Source organism: Corallococcus silvisoli (assembly GCF_009909145.1).
GTDB lineage: Bacteria > Myxococcota > Myxococcia > Myxococcales > Myxococcaceae > Corallococcus > Corallococcus silvisoli.
This window is the reverse complement of the sequence record NZ_JAAAPJ010000020.1, coordinates 89,049-112,200: the sequence shown is the minus strand read 5'-3', so window position 1 is coordinate 112,200 and position 23,152 is coordinate 89,049. Positions and strand designations below refer to the sequence as shown.

The window sequence follows — 23,152 nt, the reverse complement described above, 5'->3', positions numbered from 1 at the left end:
CCCATGACGCCCGTCAACCGCAACCGCCTCATCGCGCTGGGAGCCCTGCTCTTCGCCGGCGCCGGCCTCGGCTTCATCGCCTTCGGCAACATCGGGGAGAACCTCGTCTACTACTGGAGCCCGTCGGAGCTGCTCTCCAACGGGGACAAGGCCTACTCGGCCACCATCCGCCTGGGCGGCGTGGTGCAGCCGGGCAGCATCCACTGGAACGAGTCCCACACCACGCTGGACTTCCGCGTGGCGGACAGCGCGCACGAGGACGCCAAGAGCGTGCACGTGCGCTCGCTGGAGACGCCCCCGCAGATGTTCCGCGAGAAGATCGGCGTCGTGGTGGAGGGCACCTATGACAAGGCCGGCATCTTCACCTCCAACCGGCTGATGGTGAACCACTCCAACGAGTACCGCGCCCCCAAGGAAGGCGAGTCCCCGCGCAAGTGGCAGGACACGCTGGCCGAGGGCGCCACCACCGCCGCCGCGACGCCGCCGGGGGCGCCGTGAACGGAATGCTGGGCTATGGGCTGGTGCTGGCGGGGCTGGCCTTCGCGGCCTTCGGCGCCATCATCGGGCTGGTGGGGGGCATGCGCCGCACGGACGCGAGCTACCCCTGGGTGCTGCGCGCGGTGTGGGGCTTCGCCGCCTGCATGATTGGCAGCAACCTGGTGATGGTGGAGGCGCTGATCAACCACGACTTCAGCGTCAAGTACGTGTCCCAGGTGGGCAGCCGCGCGACGCCGCTCATCTACACCATCGTGTCGCTGTGGAGCGCGCTGGAAGGGTCCATCCTCTTCTGGGGCCTCATCATGGGCGTGTACGTGGCGGCGTTCGCCTTCGTGCACCGCCGTGAGCACGCGCGCTACATGCAGCTGGCGCTGGGCACCATGCTGGCCGTGGGCGTCTTCTTCGCCTTCCTCATCGCGGGCCCCGCCAACCCCTGGGGCGCGGTGTCGCCGGTGCCGGCGGATGGGCCCGGGCCCAACCCGCTGTTGCAGAACCACTTCCTGATGATCATCCACCCGCCCATGCTGTACGCGGGCTACGTGGGCATGACGGTGCCCTTCGGCGTCGCGGTGGCGGGGCTGCTTCGCGGGGAGATTGGCGAAGCGTGGATGGCCCCGCTGCGCCGCTGGACGCTCATCGCGTGGATGTTCCTCACGCTGGGCATCGTGCTGGGCTCCTGGTGGGCGTACGCGGTGCTGGGCTGGGGCGGCTACTGGGCGTGGGACCCGGTGGAGAACGCCAGCTTCCTGCCGTGGCTCACCGCGACGGCGTTCATGCACTCCACCATGGTGCAGGAGCGCAAGCGGATGCTGAAGCTGTGGACGCTGAGCCTCGCGCTGGCGTCGTTCGTGCTCACCATCCTGGGCACGTTCATGACCCGCTCCGGCATCTTCAACTCGGTGCACTCGTTCACCCAGTCGGACATCGGGCCCACGTTCCTGGTGTTCATCGGCGTCCTGCTGGTGGTGTGCATTGGCCTGCTGGCCACGCGCGGCCACCTGCTGGCGCCGGAGGGCCGGCTCAACTCGCTGCTGTCGCGCGAGGCGAGCATCCTGGTGAACAACCTGGTGTTCGTGGCCATCACCTTCACGGTGCTCCTGGGCACGCTCTACCCGCTGGTGTCGGAGGCCGTTCGCGGCATCCGCGTGAGCGTGGGCGAGCCGTACTTCAACAAGATGGCGGTGCCGGGCGGCATCGCGGTGCTCTTCCTCATGGGCGTGGGCCCGGTGCTGCCCTGGGGCACGCCGGACAAGGCGGCCCTGCGCCGGCAGTTCCTCATCCCCGCGGCGGTGGGCGTGGCCATCACGATCGCCTGCCACGCGGCGGGCCTGCGCGGCGTGTACCCGCTGATGACCTTCGGCATCGCGGGCTTCGTCACCCTCATCACGCTGCGCGAGCTGGCGGTGCCGGTGCGCGTGCGCATGACGGAGCGCAAGGAGGGCTTCGTCACGGCGCTGGCCACGGCGACGGGCAAGGCGCGCCGGCGCTTCGGCGGCTACGTGGTGCACCTGGGCATCGTGCTCATCATCGTCGCGGTCGCGGCCTCCAGCGCGTACGTGAAGCACACGTCCGGCACGCTGAAGAAGGACGGCACGCTGATGCTGGACGGCTACCAGCTCAAGTACGTGGGCCTGTCCTCCGGCGAGGAGCCGCACCGCACCTTCGTCGCCGCGCGCCTGGAGGTGACGGCGCCCAACGGCACGGTGAGCGAGCTGCGCCCGCGGATGAACTACTACGAGCGGAGCACGGACCCCGTGGGCACGCCCGCGGTGCGCGAATCCCCGAAGGAGGACCTGTACGTGTCGCTGATGGCCTTCAGCGAGACGACGGGCACCGCCAGCTTCAACGTCTGGGTGTTCCCGCTGGTGGGATGGATCTGGTACAGCCTGCCGCTGCTGCTGCTGGGCACGCTCATCGCCGTGTGGCCGCAGCGCCGGGCCGCGGTGCTGCACGCGGAGGCGCCGACGGTGGGCGCCGCCCCGCCCCTGCCTGGCGGTGACGCCGAGCGGGGGGCGGCATGAAGCGCTGGCGGCTTCCCCTGGTGTTCGCGGCGGTGGCCGCGGCGCTGCTCTTCGTCCTCTTCAAGGGCTTCGGGCGCGATCCCCACGAAGTGCCCTTCATGCTCAAGGGCGCTCCCGCGCCGGACTTCGTGCTCAAGCCGCTGGACGGCGGCGAGGACGTGAAGCTCGCGGACCTCAAGGGCCACCCCGTCGTCCTCAACTTCTGGGCGTCGTGGTGCGGGCCGTGCAAGTACGAGCACCCGGTGCTCGAGTGGGGCGCGCGGGAGATGGGCTCCCAGGCGGTGTTCATGGGCGTCGTCTTCGAGGACACCGAGGACAACGCGCGCGACTTCCTGCGCCGCATGGGCGTCAGCTTCCCCCAGCTGATGGACACGCGCTCGCGCATGGCGGTGGACTACGGCGTCGCGGGCGTGCCGGAGACGTACTTCATCGACGCGCAGGGCATCATCCGCGGCAAGCACGTGGGCCCCATCGATCCGCAGACGCTGGCGGCGCGCGTGAAGGAGCTGAACCAGCCGGGCCCCGCGCCCACCACCGAGGCCGCGCGGCGGAACTGAGCGGCGCCCCCCCGTTGGGAAGTCCGGCGCCTGGGACACCGGGGCCGCCTCGCGGGAGGCCTGGAATCCGTGGTACGTCCCTGCTGTCGGCGTCGTTCGAAGGGGCTTCCCCCGGCCCCTGCATCAGCGAGGTGGGCCCATGCAGTGCCCCGAGTGCGGTGAGAGCGCGGCGGACGTCCGCCTGAGTTACTGCGAGAACTGCGGCGCGAAGATGCCGGCCCGTCCGGCCGCCGCGCCCCGTCCCAGCAGCGCCCGCGGCAACCGCCCCAGCCGCCCCGCCTCCGAGCCCGCCTATGCGTCGGAGCTGATGGACGAGGAGGAGGAGATCCGTCAGCAGGGCCGGGCCTCCTCCAGCCGAGCCCCGGCGGCGGCGCCCCCTCCCAAGGTCGAGGAGGACGACGGCTACACGGGCCCCCGCTGGCTCAAGGACGTGCCGGGCCACTCGCAGAGCGTGTTGGGCGCGGGGCTGGTGGTGTTCTCGCTGGTGCTGTCCATCCTCCCCTTCTTCCCCAACGTGGGCGTGCTGGGCACGCTGCTGACGCTCGTGGGCGCGGTGGCGCTGGTCGCGCGGGAGCTGCGCCGCGACGGCAACGCGCCGGGCTGGGTGGACAGCGTGCCCCTGGTGCTGATGCGGCCGGAGGTCCCCGCCGTGTTCACGCTGCTGCTCCTGGCCCTGACGGTGCGGCTCTTGTCGGGCTTCAACCTGCTGGTGCCGCTGTGGGCGGCGGGCACGGTGTTGATCGCGCTGGAGCAGACACGGCTGGTCATCGCGGGCCCGGACGGCGTGAGTCGCCACCTCGACGTCCGTTCACTCGTGGGCTTTCCCCGGGTGGTGGCGCTGGCGGGCGTCGCGATGTGCGTGGTCGCGCTCTTCCTGCCCTGGGGCAAGATGACGGCGGACGGGTCGCCTCTGCCGAGCAACGTGCCCGTCCCGGGGAGCGCGCGCGCCGGGCCTCCGGAGCTGCGGGTGATTCCCACCCACCGTCCCTCGGATGATTCGCTCTACAGCCAGGGCGGTGGCATCCAGACGCGCTCGGGCTGGGACCTGCCCATGTCGGAGCTGCCGGAGCTCGCGCTGCTGGCGCTGCTCGTCATCGCGGCGCTGCGGCCGGAGGTGGAGCGCCCGGCCTTCCTGCGCTGGGTGCCCGTGGGCGCGGTGAGCGTGAGCCTGCTCTGGGCGCTGATGGGGGTGAGGCTCGCGGTGGGCCCCCTCGCGTTCCTCCTGGGTCTGGGGGCGGTGGGTTTCTATGCCGTGCGCCACGCCCTGGGCCGCGACGAGCCCGACGGCCTCCTGCCGCCGGAGGACGACCCCTACGACCCCGACCAGGACCTGGAGACGGAGCCCGACTCGGGCTCCCGCCGCTAGGTGCGCGGACATGCGCCCCAGGGCCGCCCGGGCGGCGGGCGGGCGTCCCAGGTTTCGCTGTGCAACACCCGTCAGGGGGCGGTAGGTAGGGACGGCCCCCGCTGGAGCCCTCGATGAACGCCGTCCTCCTTTCGTTGACCCTCGCCCTGGGCCTCGCCACGGGGCAGTTCGCGCCGCAGCAGGCGGGGAGTGATCCGCTCGCGCCGGCCCACGAGGCGCGGGTGCAGCAGCTGGCGAAGAAGCTGCGCTGCGCCGTGTGCCAGGGCCTGTCGGTGGCGGACAGCCCGTCGTCGATGGCGCGCGCGCAGCTCGACAAGGTGCGCGAGCTGGTCTCCGAGGGCAAGACGGACACGGAGATCGTCGACTACTTCGTGGCGCGCTATGGCGAGTGGGTGCTGCTGGAGCCGCGCGCGGAGGGCTTCAACTGGTTCGTCTGGCTGGGGCCCGTCGTGCTCGTGTTGGGTGGCCTCTTCGTCATCCTGAAACAGCGCCAGCCGCTGCCGGAGGCCGCGCCGGCCCCCTCCCCTTCCTCTCCGACGCCGTCGACCGACGACGCGGACCCCTACCTCCAGGCCGTGCGCCGGGAGCTGGAGCGCTAAGCCATGCAGCCCGAGCCCACCAACTGGTTGCCCGGAATCATCGTCCTGTCGGTCGCCTTCGTGCTGGCGGCCGCGTGGCTCCTCTACATGCGCTTCAAGACGGCCAGCGCGCCCGAGGCCACGACGAAGGCGGACGGGACCGCGGACGACCTGGCTCAGCGCGCGCAGTCGCTCATCGAGCAGCTGCGCACGCTGGAGGCGGAGAAGCACCACTTCACCGCGGAGCACTACACGGCGGAGAAGGCCCGCCTGGAGAAGGAAGCCGCCGCCGCGCTGCGCGCGAAGGACGAGCACCTGAAGCGGCAGGCGGCCGGTGAGCGGACGCCCGCGCGCAACGTGCCGGCGCCCACGGGGTGGGCGTCGCGCAACCCGCAGCTGGTCGGCGCCATGTGGGGCGCGGGCGTGGTGGTCTTCTTCGGGGGCCTGGGCTACCTGCTGGTGTCCGAGCAGAAGCCGCGCGAAGAGGGGCAGATGGGCACGGGTGTGACGCCGCCGGGGATGATGGCCCAGCAGCAGCAGGAGGACATGCCCCCGCCGAACGACGAGATGGAGCAGGCTCGCCAGCGGCTGGAGTCGAACCCGGGCGACGTGGAGGCCGCGGCGATGTTGAGCCACGAGCTCATCCGTCAGCAGCAGTTCGCCGAGGCGATGAAGGTGACGCAGAAGGGCCTGGCGGTGGACCCCTTCAACGTGGAGCTGCGGGTGCACCGGGGCGTGCTGCGCGCGGCGTCGCAAGGCGACCTGCAGGGCGCGGAGCAGGAGCTGGTGGAGCTGGTGGACACGTGGCCGGACGCGCAGGAGGCGCTCATCTTCCTGGGCAGCCTGGCGCTGCGTCGCGGGGACAAGGCCGGCGCGCTGGTGCACTTCGAGCGCTTCACGGTGGAAGTGCCCAAGAACATGCAGCCCCCGCAGCTGGCCCCCGCCATCGCCCAGCTGAAGGCCGAGGTCGCGCGGCAGTAGCCAGCCGCGCCCGCGTCCCCCCACCCGCGCGACGGGCACCGCCAGTTCAGGGCCGGCTGACAGGCCCCTGGACCCGCGCGTGGGCGATGCACAGGAAGCTGGAGGCGGAGCAGAGCAGGTCTCCGTTGCTCCGGACCAGGTACCTGCGCTCCAGCTCCGCGGAGCCGACCCTGGAGACCACCTCCAGCCCTCGCTCGCGAAGGAAGCGCTCCGTGGCGTCCTCCTCGATGCCGAACGTCATCGGGTGGCCCATCTCCGCCAGCGAGCGGATCCACTGCTCGGTGCCGGGATAGCGGGGGTCTCCCCGGAGCGCCCCCTGGGCCACGTAGTCGAACGCGATGCTGCTCCCCGGCGGCGTGTTGCGCACGACGAAGCCCAGCGTCTGATCGACGCCCTCCTGCGTGAGGTACATGCTCACGCCCTCCCAGAGGAAGAAGGTCCGCGCGGAGCGCTCGAAGCCGGCGGCGGGGAGCACGTCCTCCAGCCGCTGCGTGTCGAAGTCGATGGGCACGTACCGCACCCAGTCAGGCAGGGAGCCGAAGAGCGACTGGAGCCGCTGCTGCTTCTTCACCTGCGTGGCCGGCAGGTCCACCTCGAAGACGCGCGCCTTCGACAGCCGCTCACGGAACCGGTACGCGCGGCTGTCATAGCCCGCGCCCAGCAGCACCACCTGCTCCACGCCCTCCTCGAGCGCGTTCACGAAGAGCGCGTCGAGATGGAGCGTCCGCGCGGTGGCGCAGCCATAGGCCCCCGGAAACCTGCGACCAAAGTGGCTCATGAGCCAGGAGCGCAGCGGGGCAATCGACAGGGCCGCGCGGGAGATGGGCCCCAGGAACTGGGCCGCCATGAGGTCGGGATTGCGGACGGAGGAGTCCGGCTCATGCACGCCCATGGCACGCCAGATCGCGACCCCCTCCGCCGTCCGGTCGGCACGTCGCTTGTCCCGGTTCATCCGACCCTCACATGAGCTTCGGGCTCCGGTCGCGCCGTCATCTCCAGCGACCGCGTCACGATGCGGTTCTCCTGGGTCCCCAGGTGGATGACGTCGTCCCGACTGGAGATCGAGGCACGCAGGACGTCCCCCGCCTTCAAGTAGGCGGCGGTGTTGCCCTGCTTCAAGAGGAGCTTCGCGAGCGTCTTGTCGGACAGGAAGACGCTGATGAGCTTGCCCACCTGTCGAGTCAGCTTCGACATGTTCCTGCCCGCCGCCACGCCGCTGGGAGTCCCCGTCAGCACGAGGTCTCCCGGGAACAGGTCCATGATCTCCGACAGCTCCGTCAGGGTCTCTTCCGGCGGGTAGATCATCTCCGCGGTGCTCGCGTCCTGGCGCACCTCACCGTTGACGGACAGCATGAGCCGCAAGTCCATCAGCCTCGCGGCGTCCTCCGGGCCGAGGAGATAGACATACGGCCCCACCGGGCAGAAGGTCCGGAAGCTCTTCGCCTTGTGCCACTGCCCCTCCGCGAGCTGGAGGTCCCTGGCGGAGATGTCATTGCCCATCACGATCCCCGCGACGAACTCATGCAGCCGCGCCCGCGCCACGCGCACGGGCCCGGAGATCCTCCGGCCGATGATCAGCCCCAGCTCGATCTCGTAGTCGAGCATCCGGACCCGCGCGGGCTTGATGATGTCCGCCGTGCTCGACGCCAGCGACGACGACGCCTTGCGGAAGAACTGGTTGAAGTCCTTGGCGTCCGGGTCCTGCCCCACCTCCAGCATGTGGCTGCGGTAGTTCTGTCCCTGGCAGACCACGTTGCACGGCGACGTCACCGGGGCGAGCAGCTCGACCTCCGCCAGGGCGAGGCCCTCGCCCTCGCCTGCCGCCGCCATCACCCGCGCCCGCGCCGCGCCCTTCTCCAGGAACTCGGCGAGGGACTCGTACCGGCCCGGGATGGGGACGACCTGCTCCTGGCGGACCCATCCCCACCGGACCTCGCCTCCTGCCTTGAAGCGCGCGACATGAGTTCCCATGGCGAAAGGCTCCTTCACCGCGGCCCGGGGGCCACCGCGAGTTCATCCAGGAAGCAGGTCATCCGGTCCGCGACCTCGCGAACATGCGGGGCCTGCAGCATCGTGTAGTGATTGCCTGGCACCTGATGGAGCTGTGCCTGGAGCAGGCGCTCGCCCCAGCTCTCCACCGGTGCGGGCAACGTGTCCGACGGGTGCGCAGCCAGCTGCTCCGCCTGGAGGAAGAGCACCTTGCCGCGGTAGGGCTCGGGCCGGTAGCGGGACAAGGCCCGCGCGTTGCGCGCGAAGACGCGGAAGCGCTGCTCCAGCTCCGGAAGCTCCACTCCCGGCAGGGCGCCCAGGGCCCTGGCGTGCTCGGCCAGATAGCCCAGGCGTCCTCCCTCATCGAGCGTCTGGAGCTTCGTCGCATCGAGCTTCGCCGCCTCCGCGCCCCCCAGCAGATCCGTGGCGAACCACGCCATCAGCGCGCCGGGCTCCTCCGCCCGCTGGTAGAGGTCCGGAGACCAGGTCTCCAGCAACATGAGCAGCTCGACCTGCTCCGACCGTGCCTCCAGCTGCCGCGCCATGGCCTGCGCGACGATGCCTCCCGTGGACCAGCCCCCCAGGCGATACGGCCCCTTCGGGCGGACCCGGCGCACCTCCTCCAGGTAGCGCGCCGCCATCTCCTCGATGGAGCCCGCGTCCTGATCCGCCAGGGATTGCAGCGCGTAGAAGGGCTGACGGGGCCCGAGCTGCCTCGCCAGCGGCGCGTAGCACAGCACGTCTCCCCCCGTGGGATGCACGAAGAAGAGGGGTGGCTTGTCGCCCGTCTCCTGGATGCGCACGAGCGGATCCCGAGCGCGCGTCCCTCCGTCCTGCTGGCGCAGCAGGGCCGCGAGCTGACGGATGGTGTCCGCCTGGAACAAGAGGGAGACAGGCAGCTGCCGCCCCCACCTGGCGCGGAGCCGGGACATCAGCCGGACCGCCAGCAACGAGTGGCCCCCCAGCTGAAAGAAGCTGCTGGTGACGCCAATGGGGCGCAGGTCGAACAGCTCCTCCCAGAGCGCCGCGAGTTCCAGCTCCAGCGCGTCCCGGGGCGCGACGTAGGAAGCCGAGAGCTCCGGTGCCGGCGCGTCGGGCACCGGGAGGGCGCGGACATCCAACTTCTTGTTCGGCGTCAACGGCAGCGCGTCGAGCCGGACGAAGTGAGCGGGAATCATCGAGGCCGGGAGCCTGTCCCGAAGGAAGCGCGACAGCGCCGAGGGCGCGACGTTCGCCGCCTCCGTGGCCGCCACGACGTAGGCCGTGAGCCCCACCTCCCCCGCGGCGTCGGCCCGCGCCACCACCACCGCCTGCCGGACCTCTGGGTGCTGGCGCAGCTCCGCCTCGATTTCACCGGGCTCGATGCGCACACCCCGGACCTTGACCTGCTGGTCCTGGCGCCCCAGGAACTCGATGCGCCCATCCGGCAGGTGACGGACCAGGTCTCCTGTCCGGTACATGCGCGTGCCGGGTTCAGCGCCAAAGGGGTCCGGGATGAAGCGCTCCGCCGTCAGCTCGGGACGGTGGAGGTAGCCCCGCGCCACCCCTTCGCCGCCGATGAACAGCTCACCGGGCACACCCACCGGAACGGGCCGCAGCCGCGCGTCCAGCACGTACATCCGGGTGTCCGCGATGGGCCTCCCGATGGCGATGACCGGCGCGGCCTCCGACACCCGCTCGAACGAGGACCAGATGGTCGTCTCGGTCGGGCCGTACATGTTGAGCACCTCGCCCCCCACCAGCGGGAGGACCTGACGCCCCAAGGCCGCGGGGAAGGCCTCGCCTCCCACCAGGAGCTTCTTGAGCGGACGCAGCAACTCGGCGCCCCCTGGCTCCAGCAACAGCATCCGCAACATCGACGGCGTGCACTGGAAGTGGGTGACGCCGTGCCGGGCGATGAGCGAGGGGATGTCCTCGGACTCCTCCTGGGGACGCGAGCACTGCTCGCGCAGGGCGTTCAAGGTCCGGAGTCCGGCCAGCGTCGAGTCGACGTCCACTCCGAAGTCGATGAGACACGCGACCTCGTCCACGCCCAGCTCGCGCAGCCGGTCGATCAACGGCAGACAGCTCTCCACGTTTCCGAACAGGCCCATCTGGTTGAAGTACCGGTCGATGGCCTTCGCGAGCAGCAGGTCGACGTCCGCCTCCGTCAGCGACTCCAGCTCGCCTCCGTGCGGCAGCGGCCCGAGGACCGAGCGCAGGAGTCCGATGGAGCTCTTCAGGTACTGGCGAAGGGGCGCGTTCACCTTCTGGCGGATGGCTTCGACGTCCTCCCCCATGAACGTGTGCAGCATGAGGGTGACGTGGCCCGGCCCCGGCCCGTGGCCCGCGGCCGTCCAGGCGTCGCGATAGATTTGAATCTTCTTCGCCAGCTCCGGGAGGTTCTGTCCGAGCAGGTGCGTGAGCACGTGGGCGCCCGACGCCCCCGCCGCGCGGAACGTCTCCGGGTTGCCCGCCGCCGTCACCCAGACCTGGACCTCCGGCTGGATCGGCCGGGGCAGGGACTGGACTGGAACGTCCTGGCCCTGCCCGTTCCGGAAGGACACCGCCTCTCCCCGCCAGAGCTTCTGGACGGTGGAGATCTGCTCGAAGAAGCGGCTGCGTGCCTCCGCGAAGCGCTCCGGCGCGAGCACGAAGTCATTGGGGTGCCACCCCGAGGCGAACGAGAGGTCGACGCGTCCGTCGGAGAGGTTGTCCACGATGGACCACTCCTCCGCGACCCGGATGGGGTTGTGCAGCGGGAGCACGATGCTGCCCGCGCGGATCCGGATGTTCCGCGTGGTCGCCGCGAGGGCCGCGCTGACGACGGAGGGATTCGGATAGAGCCCACCGAAGGCGTGAAAGTGCCGCTCGGGAGTCCAGACCGCCTTGAAGTCGTGCGCGTCCGCGAATCGGGCGCCCTCCAGCAGGAGCCGGTACTTGGCCTTCGCGTGCTCTCGCTCGTCGCTGGCGAAATAGAACAGGCTGAACTCGAGCGGCTTGCCCGACACGCCGGGAGGGCTCGACGTCCGGCGCGCCCCCTGCTCGCCGCGCAGGACCACCTGGAAGCCTCGGGTGAGCGAGTACAGGAGCTCCAGCACGGAGATGTCGAATGACATGCTCGTCGTCGCGAGCCACACGCCGCGCTCGCCCGCGTCCATGGCGCCGTCCATCGCGTCGAAGAAGCGCGCGACGTTGCGGTGACAGACCATGCAGCCCTTGGGGCGGCCCGTGGAGCCCGAGGTGTAGAGCGTGTACGCCACATGCTCGGCGTTCACGCCGCTGCTCGGAGGCTCCACGTCCCCGGACGCGTCCTCGCCGCCGTCGTCCAGGAGCACCACCTTCGCGCCCGTCTCCGGCAAGAGCGCGCGCTGCCGCTCCTCGGCCAGCACCACCCGTGCCTGGGAGTCGGTGAGCATGTAGGCGAGCCGGTCCACGGGATAGGTCGGATCCATCGGCACGTAGGCGCCGCCGGCCTTCAGGATTCCGAGCATGCCCACCACCATGTCCGGACCTCGTGGGACGCAGAGGCCCACCCGCACCTCCGGTCCGACCCCAAGCGCCCGGAGCCGGTGCGCCAGCCGATTCGCGCGCGTGTCCAGGTCGCGGTAGCTCAGCCGCTGGCCGCCGGAGACCAGCGCGATGGACTCCGGGGACGCGAGGACCCGCGCCTCGAATAGCTCATGGATGCACCGCGCGGGAGACGGCTCGGAGCGGGTCGCATTCCAGGTGTCGAGCACCTGCCGTCGCTCCGCTTGCGTCAGCAGGGGCAGCTCGGACAGGCGTCGCTCGGGGTCCTCGACGATTCCCTCCAGCAACGTCTCCAGATGCCCCACCATCTGGCGGACCCGCGCCGCGTCGAACAGGTCCGTGCGGTACTTCAGCACGCCGCCCAGGGACGCATCCGTCTCCGTCAACTCCAGCGAGAGATCGAACTGGCCTTCCTGCTGCGGGATGTCGAACGGCCGCAGCACGAGCCCGCCGGGCAGCGCCGGGTTCGCCTCGTCACCCTGGTAGATGTCCTCCCGGGGCGTGGGCTGGAGCATGAACGCCACCTGGAAGATGGGCGAGCGTCCTGAGTGCCGCTCCGGGTTCAGCTTCTCCACGAGCAGGTGGAAGGGAAAGTCCTGGTGCGCGAGCGCGCCGACGACCGTCTGGCGCAGCTGCCCGAGCAGGGCCCGGAACGAAGGGTCACCGGAGAGCCTCCCCCGCAGGACCATCATGTTCATGAAGTTGCCCACGACCTTCGCGAACTCGGGTTGAGTCCGTCCGAGCGTGGGGGTGCCGACGAGCAGATCCTCCTGCCCCGAATAGCGGTGCAGCAGGGTCATGAGCGCGGTCAGGAGCACCGTATACAGCGTGACGCCCTCCTGCTCGCAGAGCGCCCTCAGCCGCCGGGCCAGCGTCCCTCCCAGCGAGACGGGCACCGAAGCGCCCGCGTAGGTCTGCACCTCCGGACGGGGATGCGCGAAGGGCAGGTCCAGCACCGGCAGCGGTCCCGCCAGCTGCCGGGACCAGTAGTCCCAGAGCCGCTGTCCCGCGGAGCCCGAGAGCATCTCGGCTTGCCACCGGACGTAGTCCACGTAGGTCGCCGGGGGTGGAGGCAGCGTCGCGGGAACGCCCGCCTTCTCCGCGGCGTAGAGGTGCCGCAGCAGCTCCTCCCCCAGCACCAGCAGCGACCATCCGTCGTAGACGATGTGGTGGATGGCGATGAGCAGCACGTGGTCCCGAGGCCCCCGGGAGAACAACCGCACCCGCATCAGCGGGCCCCGCTCCAGGTCGAACGGAGCCTCGGAGGCCCGCGTCACCTGCTCCCGCAGCGACTCGAGGTCGAGGCCGGGGACCTGAAGCTGCTCGAACTGGACCTCGGCCCGCTGACGCACCCTCTGGAGCGGCTGCCCCTGGTGCGCCGTGAAGGTCGTCCGCAGCGCGCCATGCCGGTCCACGAGCCGCTGGCAGGCCCGTCGCAGCGCGGCGACGTCCAGGTCGGTGACGATGCGAATCGACAGCGCCGTGTTGTACGCGGCGCTGTCAGGGGCCACCTGGGAGACGAACCAGAGCGCCTGCTGCCCATGGGAGAGCGGATGGACGGACTCCCCGTCGGCCGCGAGCCGGCGCAGGTGCTCCACCAGCGCGGCCTTGTGCGTGGCCAGCTTCGCCAGGGTCTCCGGCGAGAGCGCGCCCTTGGGGGCCCGGTACTTCAGCCGCTCCCCCTCGACCCAGAGCGTGGCGCCCTGCCGGGACAGTTCGGCGACCAGTTCGTCGGTCATCACAGCTCGCCTTCCTCCCAGTCCTGGGTCGAGGCACCCCGTCCCGGACCGCGGCCGTCGAGCTGTTCAGCGAGGCGCTGCGACAGGTGCGCGATGCTCGCGCCCTGCAACAGCTCATCGAGCTGCATCGTCACGCCTGTCTCCGCGTGGATCTTGTGCTTCAGCTCGAGCGCCAGCAGGGAGTCCAGGCCCAGGGTGCTCAGGGGCTGCTCCGCGTCCAGCCGGACCACTGGCATCTTCAACAGGTTGGCGACCAGCTCTCGCAGGTAGCTGTCGAGCAGGGGGCCCCGCTGGCCGGGCTCCGAGGCGAGCAGCGCCTTCGAGAAGGTGCTCGCCGCGGTCGAGGCCTCCTGGAGCGCCTTGGCCCCGGGAGGCGGCGGCAGCGCATACGGCCCCTTCTCGACGGCGCTGTAGACGGCGTCGTACGAGACCCGCGCGCCCAGGCGCTCCAGGTTGATGCTCCGGAGGGTGTCCACGTCCAGCGACTCGTCCTTCGTCACCGTGAACAGGAGGTAGGCCGCCAGCCGACGCCGCAGCAGCTCACCCAGCATGTGGATGCCATGCAGGTGCTTCTGCGTCACCTCATCCAGGTCCCGGGTCACCCGCGCGAAGTTCTGCTCGAAGTCGGGGTCGTGGAGGAAGTTGGCGATCTCCTGGCTGGACTCGACGGCCTCGACGATGCGCAGGTGGTTGCGGGCAAGCAGCTCCGCCCACTCGGCTTGAGGCACGAAGAGCGTGGTCGACTCCGGGTGCTCGATGGGGCTGACCATGTTGGACAGCGTCTCCGCCATCACCAGGTAGCCGCCGTTGCGCAGGCTCCGGCTGATGTTCGCGAAGAGGTCCGCCTTGTTCCGGATGTGATGGATGACCTGGAACGCGATGACCAGGTCGTACGTGGACGGGAAGGGATCCCGCGAGCTGTCCTGGTAGTGGAGCTTGATGCGCCCATCCAACCCGAGCCCGCGGATGCGCTGCCGCCCCGCTTCAATCTGGTCGGGCGAGATGTTGCAGCCGTGAAGCTCCAGGTGGGGATGCGCCTTGCCCAGGTCGATGAGGTCCGCGGCGTGGCCACACCCGATGTCGAGCACGCGGGTGAACGACGGGAAGTCGAGCCCCCGGTAGAGCGTCCTCGCCATCTCGAGGTTCGACTGAAGAGCGAGGTCGTAGAACTGCTTGTAGACCGCCTCCTTCGCGGGGTCCTTCTCGGGCCGGTACATCGCGATCCACGAGAAGCCAGGCACGGGCTCGCGGAGCGTGGCGAAGCGCAACGACGGGAACTGCACCGCGGTGTTGACCTCCGCCAGCTGGACGATGGTCCGGTAGAAGGTCACGAGCACATCGGTGTTGGGGATGAGGGAGTCGACCCAGTAGCGCTCACGCTGGAAGGGATACGTGGGCAGCGGCGTGCGTCGACGCGCGTGTGCCTTGTCCAATCCCTCCCAGTCCACCTCCACGCCCCTCACGTACAGCCTCGCCATGCTCCCCAGCAGCGTCTCCCAATCGCTGCTCCCGGGCCTCAGGCTCCCCACCCACTCCGCCTCCCCCTTCCCCAGGTACCTCTTCCCCACTCCCGTCAGCGTCGGCTTCGGCCCCACCTCCACGAAGACCCGGTACCCCCTCTCGTACAACCCCTTCACTCCCTCCCAGTACCTCACCGGCTCCCTCAGGTGCCTCGCCCAGTACCCCGCCTCCTTCTCCTCTCCTCCCTTCACCGCCCTCCCGCTCACGTTCGACACCAACTCCAACCGCGCTCGCTCCATCCTCACCTTCCCCGCCGCCCTCTCGAACGCCTCCTTCATCGGCTCCATCAGCTCCGAGTGGAACGCGTGCGTCGTCTTCAACACACGGCACTCCCTCCCCTTCGCCTTCAGCCTCCCCTCCACCTCCTCCACCTCCTTCACCCTCCCCGCCAGCACCACCTCCTCTGGCCCATTCACCGCCGCCACCAACCCTCCTCCTCCCTCCCCCCTCACCTCCTCTTCACTCGCCAGCACCGCCACCATCTTCCCTTCTCCCTCCAACCCCTCCATCAACCTCCCTCTCTCCATCACCAGCTTCAGCCCCTCCTCCACGCTGAAGACTCCCGCCACGCACGCCGCCACGTACTCACCCAGGCTGTGCCCCATCACCGCCGCCGGCTTCACTCCCCACTCCGCCCACACCTGCGCCAGCGCGTACTCCACGCTGAACAGCGCCGCCTGCGACACGCTGCTTCTCTCCAGCTGCTTCCCCTTCCCTCCGTACAGCACCTCCACCAGCGACTCCCCCAGCTCCTCCTTCACCACCCCGTCGCACTTCTTCATCACCTCCCGGAACGTCTCCTGCGTCTCGTACAGCTCCCTCCCCATCCCCTCGTGCTGCACTCCCTGCCCCGTGAAGAGCAGCACCACCTCTTCTCCTCCCGCCTTCCTCGCCTGCCCCGCCGCCCCCCTCTCCACCGCCCCTTCCCTCTCGTACCTCTCCAATTCCTCTCTCAGCTCCTCCGCCGTCCCTCCCACCACCGCCACCCGGTGCGCGAACCGCCCTCGCCCCGTGTTCGCCGTGAAGCACGCGTCCCCCAGCTCTTCTTCCTCCAGCGCCTTCGCGTACCGGCCCGCCAGCTCCCTCAGCGTCTTCTCGCTCCGCGCTGACAGCGCCAGCACGTGCTTCGGCCGCTCCTTCCCCTTCCTCCGCTCCACCTCCGGCGCCCCTTCCAGCACCACGTGCGCGTTCGTCCCGCTGGCGCCGAATGAACTCACGCCCCCCACGCGCTTTCCGTCTCGCGCCGCCCACGGTGCGTGCTGGGTGGGGATCTCCACCGGCAGCTCATTCCAGGGGATGTAGGGGTTGCCCCGCTTGAAGTGCAGATGGGCGGGGAGCTCGCCGTGCTTCAAGGCGAGCACGAGCTTGATCAACCCCGCGATGCCCGCCGCGTATTCGAGGTGGCCGATGTTCGTCTTCACCGAGCCGACCTGGAGGGCCGCGCCACCTTCCCGCTTCCCTCCGAACACGGCGCCCAGCGCGCGCAGTTCGATGGGGTCGCCCAGCGACGTGCCGGTGCCGTGCGCCTCCACGTAGCCCACCTGCGCCGGCTCCAATCCGGCATCCGCCAGCGCCTGGCGGATCACCGCCTGCTGTGCGAGCCCGTTGGGCACCGTCAAGTCACTGCTGTGCCCATCCTGATTCACCGCCGTACCGCGAATGACGGCGAGCACGTTGTCCCCGTCCTCGAGCGCGTCGGAGAGGCGCTTGAGCACGACCATGCCGCAGCCTTCGCCCCGGCCGTAGCCATCCGCCGCGGCGTCGAACGTCTTGCACCGGCCATCCACGGCGAGCATGCGCGCCTTGCAGGTGGTGATGGTGCCCTGCGGCGTCAGGATGAGGTTCACGCCCCCCACGAGCGACAGCGAGCTCTCACCCGAGCGCAGGCTCTGACACGCCAGATGGACCGCGACGAGTGACGAGGAACAGGCCGTGTCCACTCCGAGGCTCGGCCCCTGCAAGTCGAAGAAGTGGGACAGGCGCCCGGTCGCGAACGTCAGCAGACTGCCCGTCAGGTAAGTCGCGTCGATGCTGTCGGCGCCCTTGCCCTGGATGAGCTGGGTGTAGTCCCCGGTGGCGCCGCCAATGAACACCCCCGTCTTGCTGCCCGCGAGGCTCCGCGGCGCGATGCCCGCGTGCTCCAGCGCCTCCCAGGCCACCTCCAGCAGCAGCCGGTGCTGGGGGTCCAGGTTCGCCGCCGCGCGCGGAGGAATCCCGAAGAAGTACGGGTCGAAGAGGTCGACTCCCTCCAGGAACGCGCCATTCCGCGTGTACATCTTCCCGGGCTTGGATGGGTCGGCGTCGTAGTACGCGTCGATGTCCCAGCGGCTGCGCGGCACCTCGCGTACGGCGTCCACGCCGTCTCGCAGCAGTCGCCAGAAGGACTCCGGGTCATTGGCGCCGCCCGGGAACCGGCAACCGATTCCGATGATGGCGATGGGCTCCGCCGTCTTCTTCTCTGGAACGCCCTCGCCCACGGAGCGAAGGAGCATCTTGGCAAGACTCACCCGCTTCTCGGGGGAGAGACCGCGCACCAACTTCTCCATGACGTCACTCATTTGAGCCCTCACCAGGGAAAGACTGTGCAAGTGATTGCAGCGCGGTCTCAGACAACCGCTCCGCTTCGCTCAGCAGTTCGAAGATGCTTTCGTCCTTCAACAGCGGATCCACCTCGGCGACGGCGGCGGCGGCGAGCGCCACCTCCGGCCGGGGAGCAACAAGCGCCGCGAGCGCGGGGACCTCCTTCGCCAGGAAGTCGGTCAGCTCCGCGACGGTCGGGTACTCGAAGGCGAGCGTGGAGGGGAGCTTGTGCCGCAGGCTCCGCTCCAGGTGGTTCTTCAGCTCGACGGACATGAGCGAGTTCATGCCCATCTGGAAGAAGCCCTGCCCTGGCGTCAGGGCCGACGGCTCCGCGCCCAGGACACGCGCGGCTTCGGCTCGCACGAACTCCTGCAACACGCCGCGGCGGCGGCCCGAGGGTGCCTCCTCCAGCCGGCTCAGCAGCTCGGAGCGGGCGGCGCCCTGCTCCGCGGGGGCCTTCGCGGCGGACGCGCCCACGGAGATGGCTTCGAGCAGGGGCCGGTGTCGCCGTGCCTCCAGCAGCGGCTTGAAGCGACTCCAGTCCACCGCCGCCACGGTCCTCTGCGTGACGCCCGCGCCCACCAGATGCCCCAGCAGCGTGAGCGCCGCTTCGGTCGGCATCGCCTCCAGCCCCACCTGCGAGAAGAAGCGCTGCGCCTGCTCCGAGCCCGCCATCCCGCCTTCACTCCAGCGGCCCCAGTTGATGCACGTCGCCGCCAGCCCCTGTGCCTTGCGGTGGTGCGCGAGCGCGTCGAGGAAGTGATTCGCCGCCGCATACGCGGCCATCCCCTGCGAACCCCACACGGAAGACGCGGAGGAGAACAGGACGAAGCAGTGGAGCGGCAGGTGGCGGGTGAGCTCGTGGAGCATCCAGGCGCCCATCGCCTTGGGATGGAAGACGGACGAGAGCACCTCCGGGCCTGTCTCCCTCAGCGCGCGGTGCGCCGACACGCCCGCCGCGTGGAAGAGGCCCACGAGCGGCACCGGCCCCTGGCCGCATGCCTCGATGAGCGCGCGCACCTGCTCCGGTTCGCCGACGTCGCACCGCAGGTAGCGCACCGTCGCCCCTTGCGACTGGAGCTCGCGGAGCGCCTTGACCCGCGACGTGAGCGGGCTGTCCGCCGGGAGCGAAGCCCATTCGCCCGGGGCCGGAAGCTCGGTGCGACCCGACAGGAGCAGGTGCCGGGCCCCACGAGCCACCAACCACCGCGCGACCTGGAGCCCCAGTCCTCCCAGGCCTCCAGTGATGAGGTACGCCCCATCGCTCCGCCAGGTGGCCTCGCCAGCGGTAGGCACCTCGCCGCGCGACAGCCGGGCCACGTGCCGCGTCCGCCCACGCAAGGCGAGCTGATCCTCTCCATCCGACGCGCACAGCTCCTCGCAGAGCGCATCGACCTCCTGCGCGTCCGAGGAAGGCGAGAGGTCCACGAGGCCACCCCACAGCTCGGGGTGCTCCAGCGCGAGCACTCGCCCCAATCCCCAGATGGGCGCCTGCGCGACGGAGACGGGAGCACCGTCGCCGACGGACTGCGCGCCCCGCGTGACCAGCCACAGCCGCGTGTTCGCGCCCGCTCCCCCGCCCAGCCGCTGCACCAGGGTCAGCAGGCTTCCGCAGCCGCTCCCCAGCGTCGCCTCTTCCAGCGCCACGTCGCCGCCGAGGTCCAGGTTCCACAGATGCACCACACCTCGGAAGGGGCCGCCTCCCTCCGAGGCCAGCCGCTCCAACACCCGCTGCCAATCCGCGGGGTCCGTCGGATTGACGTGGGCCACATCCGCTCCGGGTGTCTGGGGATCGAGCCCCGCATACAGCAGCGTGCAGCGCTCTCCCCGGGCTCGAAGCCGCGCGGCCAGCGCCTCCCCCGTGCCCGTGCGGTCGCAGAGGAGCAACCACCGGCCAGCGGCTCCGCCCTTTCGCTCCGCCTCGGGTTTCGGCGCGCGCGGCCTCTGGGGCCACTTCACCTCGTAGACCCACTCCTCGCGCACCGCGGAGTCCTCGGCGGGCGCCGCCCAGGCCCCCGCGTCCTCGAACGCGGCGAACGGGGTCAGCGCCGCGACCTTGGCGCGGTTCACCCGAGCCAGATAGGGCGCCCCCGCGTGCTCGTCCTTCTGGGCGACGAGCAGCGCGTAGCTCATCAAACCCTTGTCGAGCGCCTTGCCGAAGTTGCGCATGGCATCGAAGTTCCGCTTCACCAGCTCACTGAGCTTGAACCGCTGGGCGACGACCTCCAGGTGACGGTCGAACCCGGGGTCGTCGAGGAAGTGCGCGGCCTCGTGGCTGATGTCGACGCCCTCCACCAGACGGAAGCGGTGGCGCGCGAGCAGCTCCGCCCACTCGTCGGCGTTGACGTTGTACGACGCGGTCTCCTCGACGTTGATGGCCGAGACGCCATTGGCGATGAAGTCGGCGAGGAGCAGGAAGCCGCCGTTCTGGAGGCTCCGGGAGAGGTTCGCGAACAGCGCCGTCTTGTCCGCGACGTGGGTGGCGACCTCGAACCCGAACGCCACGTCGTACCGGTCCGGGAAGGCCTCCTTCGCGCTGTCACGCGCGAAGACCCGGACGCGGTCCTGGAGCCCGCGCGCCCGCACCCGCTCCGCGTCGATGGCCGCCTGCTCCGCGGAGATGGTGTAGCCATCCAGGCGCAGGTGCGGGAACCTCCTCGCCAGCGAGATGAGGTCGGAGGCATACCCGCATCCGAAGTCGAGCACCTTGCGCACCGAGGACCAGCGGACGCCTCGGAAGAGCACCGACCGGAGCCCGCGCTGCCCCTGCAACAACAGCTCCGTGTGCTCGGGTCGCTCCGGGAGACCGTAGACGCTCATCAGCCAGGAGAAGCCCGGGACCGGTTGACGCTGGATGCCGAAGGTCAGGTAGACCTCGTCCGGCGCGAGCACCCGCTCCCGCTCCACGGAGTCGTCGTAGAAGCGGGACGGCGTGCCGTCGGCGTGCTCGGACGTCATCGCGTCCGCATGCGCTTCCCGCGCTTCCGGGAGGGGGGCGACAGGACGTGCCACGCTCCGGGGAGCGGCCTGACGCGGCTCCAGCCAGAAGCGTGAGCGCTGCCAGGGATAGCCCGGCAGGAGCGTGCTCTCACCGGCCTCCGGATACACCGCGCGCCAGTCGATGGGATGCCCCGCGGTGTGGAGGGCCCCGAGCGACTGGAGCAGGACCTCCGTCTCCCCCTCCTCCCTCCGCAACGAGGGCAGCACGACTCCCTCCGCGCGCGACGCTCGGACGATGCGCTCGATGGACTGCGTCAGGATGGGATGCGGACTGAGCTCCAGGAAGACGTGGTGCGGGCTCGCGAGCAGCTGCTCGATGACCGGAGAGAACAACACCGGCTCGCGCAGGTTGCGCAGCCAGTAGGTCGCATCCCAGTCCGTCCCATCGGTCAGGCCGCCGGTGACGGTGGAGTACACGGGCAGGTTCGCGGGCCGGGGCTGGAGCGCGCCAAGCACCTCCCGCAGCTCCGGGAGCAGCGACTCCACTTGCGGAGAGTGGGACGCGACATCCACCTTGATGCTCCGGCAGAAGACGTTGCGCGCCTGCAGTCGCGCCATGACCTCCTGCAAGGCCGTGGCGTCTCCGGCCAGCACCGTCGTCGTCGGGCCGTTGCTCGCGGCGATGGACAGCCGGTCCTCGAAGCCCGCGAGCGTGGCCCGCGCCTGGGCGAGGGAGAGCTCCACCAGGGCCATTCCGCCCTGACCGCGAATGCGCCGCAGCAGCGCGCTCCGGCGGCAGATGACCCGCGCGGCATCCTCCAGACTCAGCACGCCCGCCACATGGGCCGCGGCCACCTCGCCCATGCTGTGGCCCACCACCGCGTCGGGATGGATGCCCCAGGCGCGCCACTGGGCGGCGAGCGCCACCGCGATGGCGAACAGCATCGGCTGGATGACGCCGATGTCTTCCATCCAGGACGCGTCGTCCACCGCCTCGAGCAACTTCAGCAGGGGCCCCACGCCATGCGCCCGCATGGCCCGGTCACACGCCTCCAGCGTGGAGCGGAACACGGGGGACACCTGAAGCAGCTCCCGCGCCATGGTGGGCCACTGGGAGCCCTGCCCGGAGAACACGAACACCACCTTCGGCCGGCGCGGCGAGGCCTCCCGAGAGGAGAGCGCCGGAAGCGGCTCTCCCCGGAGGAAGGCCCCCAGGTGCTCCACGAGCTGCTCGCGCGTGCGCCCGACGACCGACAGCCGGTGCTCGTAGTGGCTGCGTCGCGCGCTGGCCGTGTAGCAGACGTCCTCCAGCCGTGGCGGCGCGCCAGGCAGCCAGTCCCGGTAGTCGCGCGCGAGCTGCTGAAGCGCCTTCTCGTCGCGCGCCGACAGCGTCAGCAGATGGGAGGAGCGCGCGGGTGACTCCGCTGGGCGCTGGCGCGTCGGCTCCGGAGCCTCTTCGAGGATGAGGTGCGCGTTGATGCCGCTCAGGCCGAAGGAGCTGACCCCCGCCATGCGCCTGCCGGAGGTCGTGTCCCAGGGACGCAGCCGGGTGGGAATGGTGATGGGCAGCTCGCTCCAGGGAACGGCTGTCGTGGGCCGGGACAGATGGAGATGGGGAGGAAGCTCGCGATGCTGGAGCATCAGCACCACCTTCATCAGTCCCGCGATGCCGGCCGCCGCCTCCAGGTGCCCGACGTTCGTCTTGATGGAGCCCAGGCTCAGGGGCCGTGAGGACTCCCGCCCCGGAGCGAACACCTTCTGAAGCGCGCGCACCTCTATCGGATCGCCGAGCGGGGTCCCCGTTCCGTGGGCCTCGACGTAGCCCACCTGCGCCGGCTCCACGCCCGCGTTGGCGAGCGCCCTTCGGATCACCGCCTCCTGCGCGGGCCCGCTGGGCACGGTCAGTCCGCCACTGGGACCATCGTGATTGACCGCGCCGCCTCGGATGACGGCGAGCACCGGGTCCTTGTCGGCGAGCGCGTCGGAGAGCCGCTTGAGCACCACGACACCGCAGCCCTCACCACGCACGTAGCCGTCGGCCGAGGCATCGAACGTCCTGCACCGCCCGGTCGGAGACTGGGAGCGGAGCCGGGACGAGACGATGTGCCCATCCGGGGCCAGGATGACGCTGACGCCGCCCGCGATGGCCATGTGGCTCTCGCGAGCGCGCAGGCTCTGACACGCCAGCTGCACCGTCACGAGCGACGAGGAACAGGCGGTGTTCACCGCCATGCTCGGGCCCTGGGCTCCCAGGATGTAGGAGATGCGACCGGCCATGAAGCTGGAGTCGTTGCCAAACGCCAGATAGGCGTCCATCAGCGCCGGGTCCGCCTGCTGCGCCTGGAGCTGGGCGTAGTCGTTGAGCATCACCCCGACGAACACCCCGGTGAGGCTGTTCGCGATGCGCTCCTGGACCTGCCCCGCGTTGGCGAGCGCCTCCCAGGTCACCTCCAACATCAACCGCTGCTGGGGATCCATGCTCGCCACTTCACGAGGGGCGATGCCGTAGAACCGGGCATCCAGCTCGTCGAGCCGGACGCCCTTCAGGAATCCTCCCCAGCGCGTGTACATCTTCCCTTCCGCCGCGGGGTCCGGATCGTAGTAGTCGTCGATGGCCCACCGGTCGGGTGGCACCTCGACGATGGCGTCGCGGCCCTCGCGCAGCAGCTCCCAGAGCGCGCCCGGATGGTTCGCGCCGCCCGGAAAGCGACACGCCATGCCGATGATGGCGATGGGCTCGCGCTTCTCGCGTTCGCTCGCCTCCAGCCTGGCTTGCATCTTCTCCAGCGCGACCAGGGCGCGAGCCAGGCGAGCACTGTTCTCGTGCGGGTCCAAGGGGCTGCTCATCTTCGTGCCTCTCTCATGAACGGCG

11 protein-coding genes are annotated in these 23,152 nt (G+C 70.3%); 6 read left to right on the top strand and 5 right to left on the bottom strand.

The window, feature by feature from the left end; translation table 11 throughout:
* Nucleotides 1–3 precede the first annotated feature (3 nt).
* The 6 genes from GTY96_RS31815 to GTY96_RS31790 all read left to right on the top strand — a co-directional run bounded on the left by GTY96_RS31815 (nt 4) and on the right by GTY96_RS31790 (nt 6,001).
* Nucleotides 4–498, top strand: a complete 495-nt coding sequence (locus GTY96_RS31815) for a cytochrome c maturation protein CcmE (RefSeq protein ID WP_143905823.1) — start codon at nt 4–6, stop codon at nt 496–498.
* Nucleotides 495–2,519, top strand: coding sequence for a heme lyase CcmF/NrfE family subunit (locus GTY96_RS31810; protein WP_161666677.1), 2,025 nt, complete (start codon nt 495–497; stop codon nt 2,517–2,519). The genes GTY96_RS31815 and GTY96_RS31810 overlap by 4 nt, the downstream gene beginning before the upstream one ends.
* Nucleotides 2,516–3,076, top strand: a complete 561-nt coding sequence (locus GTY96_RS31805) for a TlpA family protein disulfide reductase (RefSeq protein ID WP_143905818.1) — start codon at nt 2,516–2,518, stop codon at nt 3,074–3,076. Before GTY96_RS31810 ends, GTY96_RS31805 begins: the two co-directional genes overlap by 4 nt.
* Nucleotides 3,077–3,215: 139 nt before the next feature.
* Nucleotides 3,216–4,442 carry a zinc ribbon domain-containing protein gene (locus GTY96_RS31800; protein WP_161666676.1) on the top strand — a complete coding sequence of 409 codons (1,227 nt, stop codon included), beginning with the start codon at nt 3,216–3,218 and terminating at the stop codon, nt 4,440–4,442.
* Nucleotides 4,443–4,555: 113 nt separating this feature from the next.
* Nucleotides 4,556–5,041 carry a cytochrome c-type biogenesis protein gene (locus GTY96_RS31795; RefSeq protein ID WP_143905816.1) on the top strand — a complete coding sequence of 162 codons (486 nt, stop codon included), beginning with the start codon at nt 4,556–4,558 and terminating at the stop codon, nt 5,039–5,041.
* Between the two features lie 3 nt (nt 5,042–5,044).
* Nucleotides 5,045–6,001: a tetratricopeptide repeat protein gene (locus GTY96_RS31790; protein ID WP_161666675.1), complete on the top strand. Its 957-nt coding sequence runs from the start codon at nt 5,045–5,047 to the stop codon at nt 5,999–6,001.
* 46 nt (nt 6,002–6,047) lie between these two features.
* On the opposite strand, the gene GTY96_RS31785 is transcribed toward GTY96_RS31790, so the two are convergent.
* From GTY96_RS31785 to GTY96_RS31765, 5 genes are read right to left on the bottom strand one after another with little or no spacing between them, the layout of a single operon-like run.
* Complete coding sequence (locus tag GTY96_RS31785; RefSeq protein WP_161666674.1) at nt 6,048–6,953, bottom strand: SAM-dependent methyltransferase; 906 nt, start codon at nt 6,951–6,953, stop codon at nt 6,048–6,050.
* A complete protein-coding gene (locus tag GTY96_RS31780) occupies nt 6,950–7,972 on the bottom strand; it encodes a fumarylacetoacetate hydrolase family protein (RefSeq protein WP_143905808.1) in 1,023 nt (340 codons plus the stop codon). Before GTY96_RS31780 ends, GTY96_RS31785 begins: the two co-directional genes overlap by 4 nt.
* Before the next feature lie 14 nt (nt 7,973–7,986).
* Nucleotides 7,987–13,239, bottom strand: coding sequence for a MupA/Atu3671 family FMN-dependent luciferase-like monooxygenase (locus GTY96_RS31775; protein ID WP_201756584.1), 5,253 nt, complete (start codon nt 13,237–13,239; stop codon nt 7,987–7,989).
* Nucleotides 13,239–17,318 carry a type I polyketide synthase gene (locus GTY96_RS31770; protein WP_161666672.1) on the bottom strand — a complete coding sequence of 1,360 codons (4,080 nt, stop codon included), beginning with the start codon at nt 17,316–17,318 and terminating at the stop codon, nt 13,239–13,241. The genes GTY96_RS31775 and GTY96_RS31770 overlap by 1 nt, the downstream gene beginning before the upstream one ends.
* Nucleotides 17,311–23,127 carry a type I polyketide synthase gene (locus GTY96_RS31765; RefSeq protein ID WP_161666671.1) on the bottom strand — a complete coding sequence of 1,939 codons (5,817 nt, stop codon included), beginning with the start codon at nt 23,125–23,127 and terminating at the stop codon, nt 17,311–17,313. The genes GTY96_RS31770 and GTY96_RS31765 overlap by 8 nt, the downstream gene beginning before the upstream one ends.
* Between the last annotated feature and the right edge of the window lie 25 nt (nt 23,128–23,152).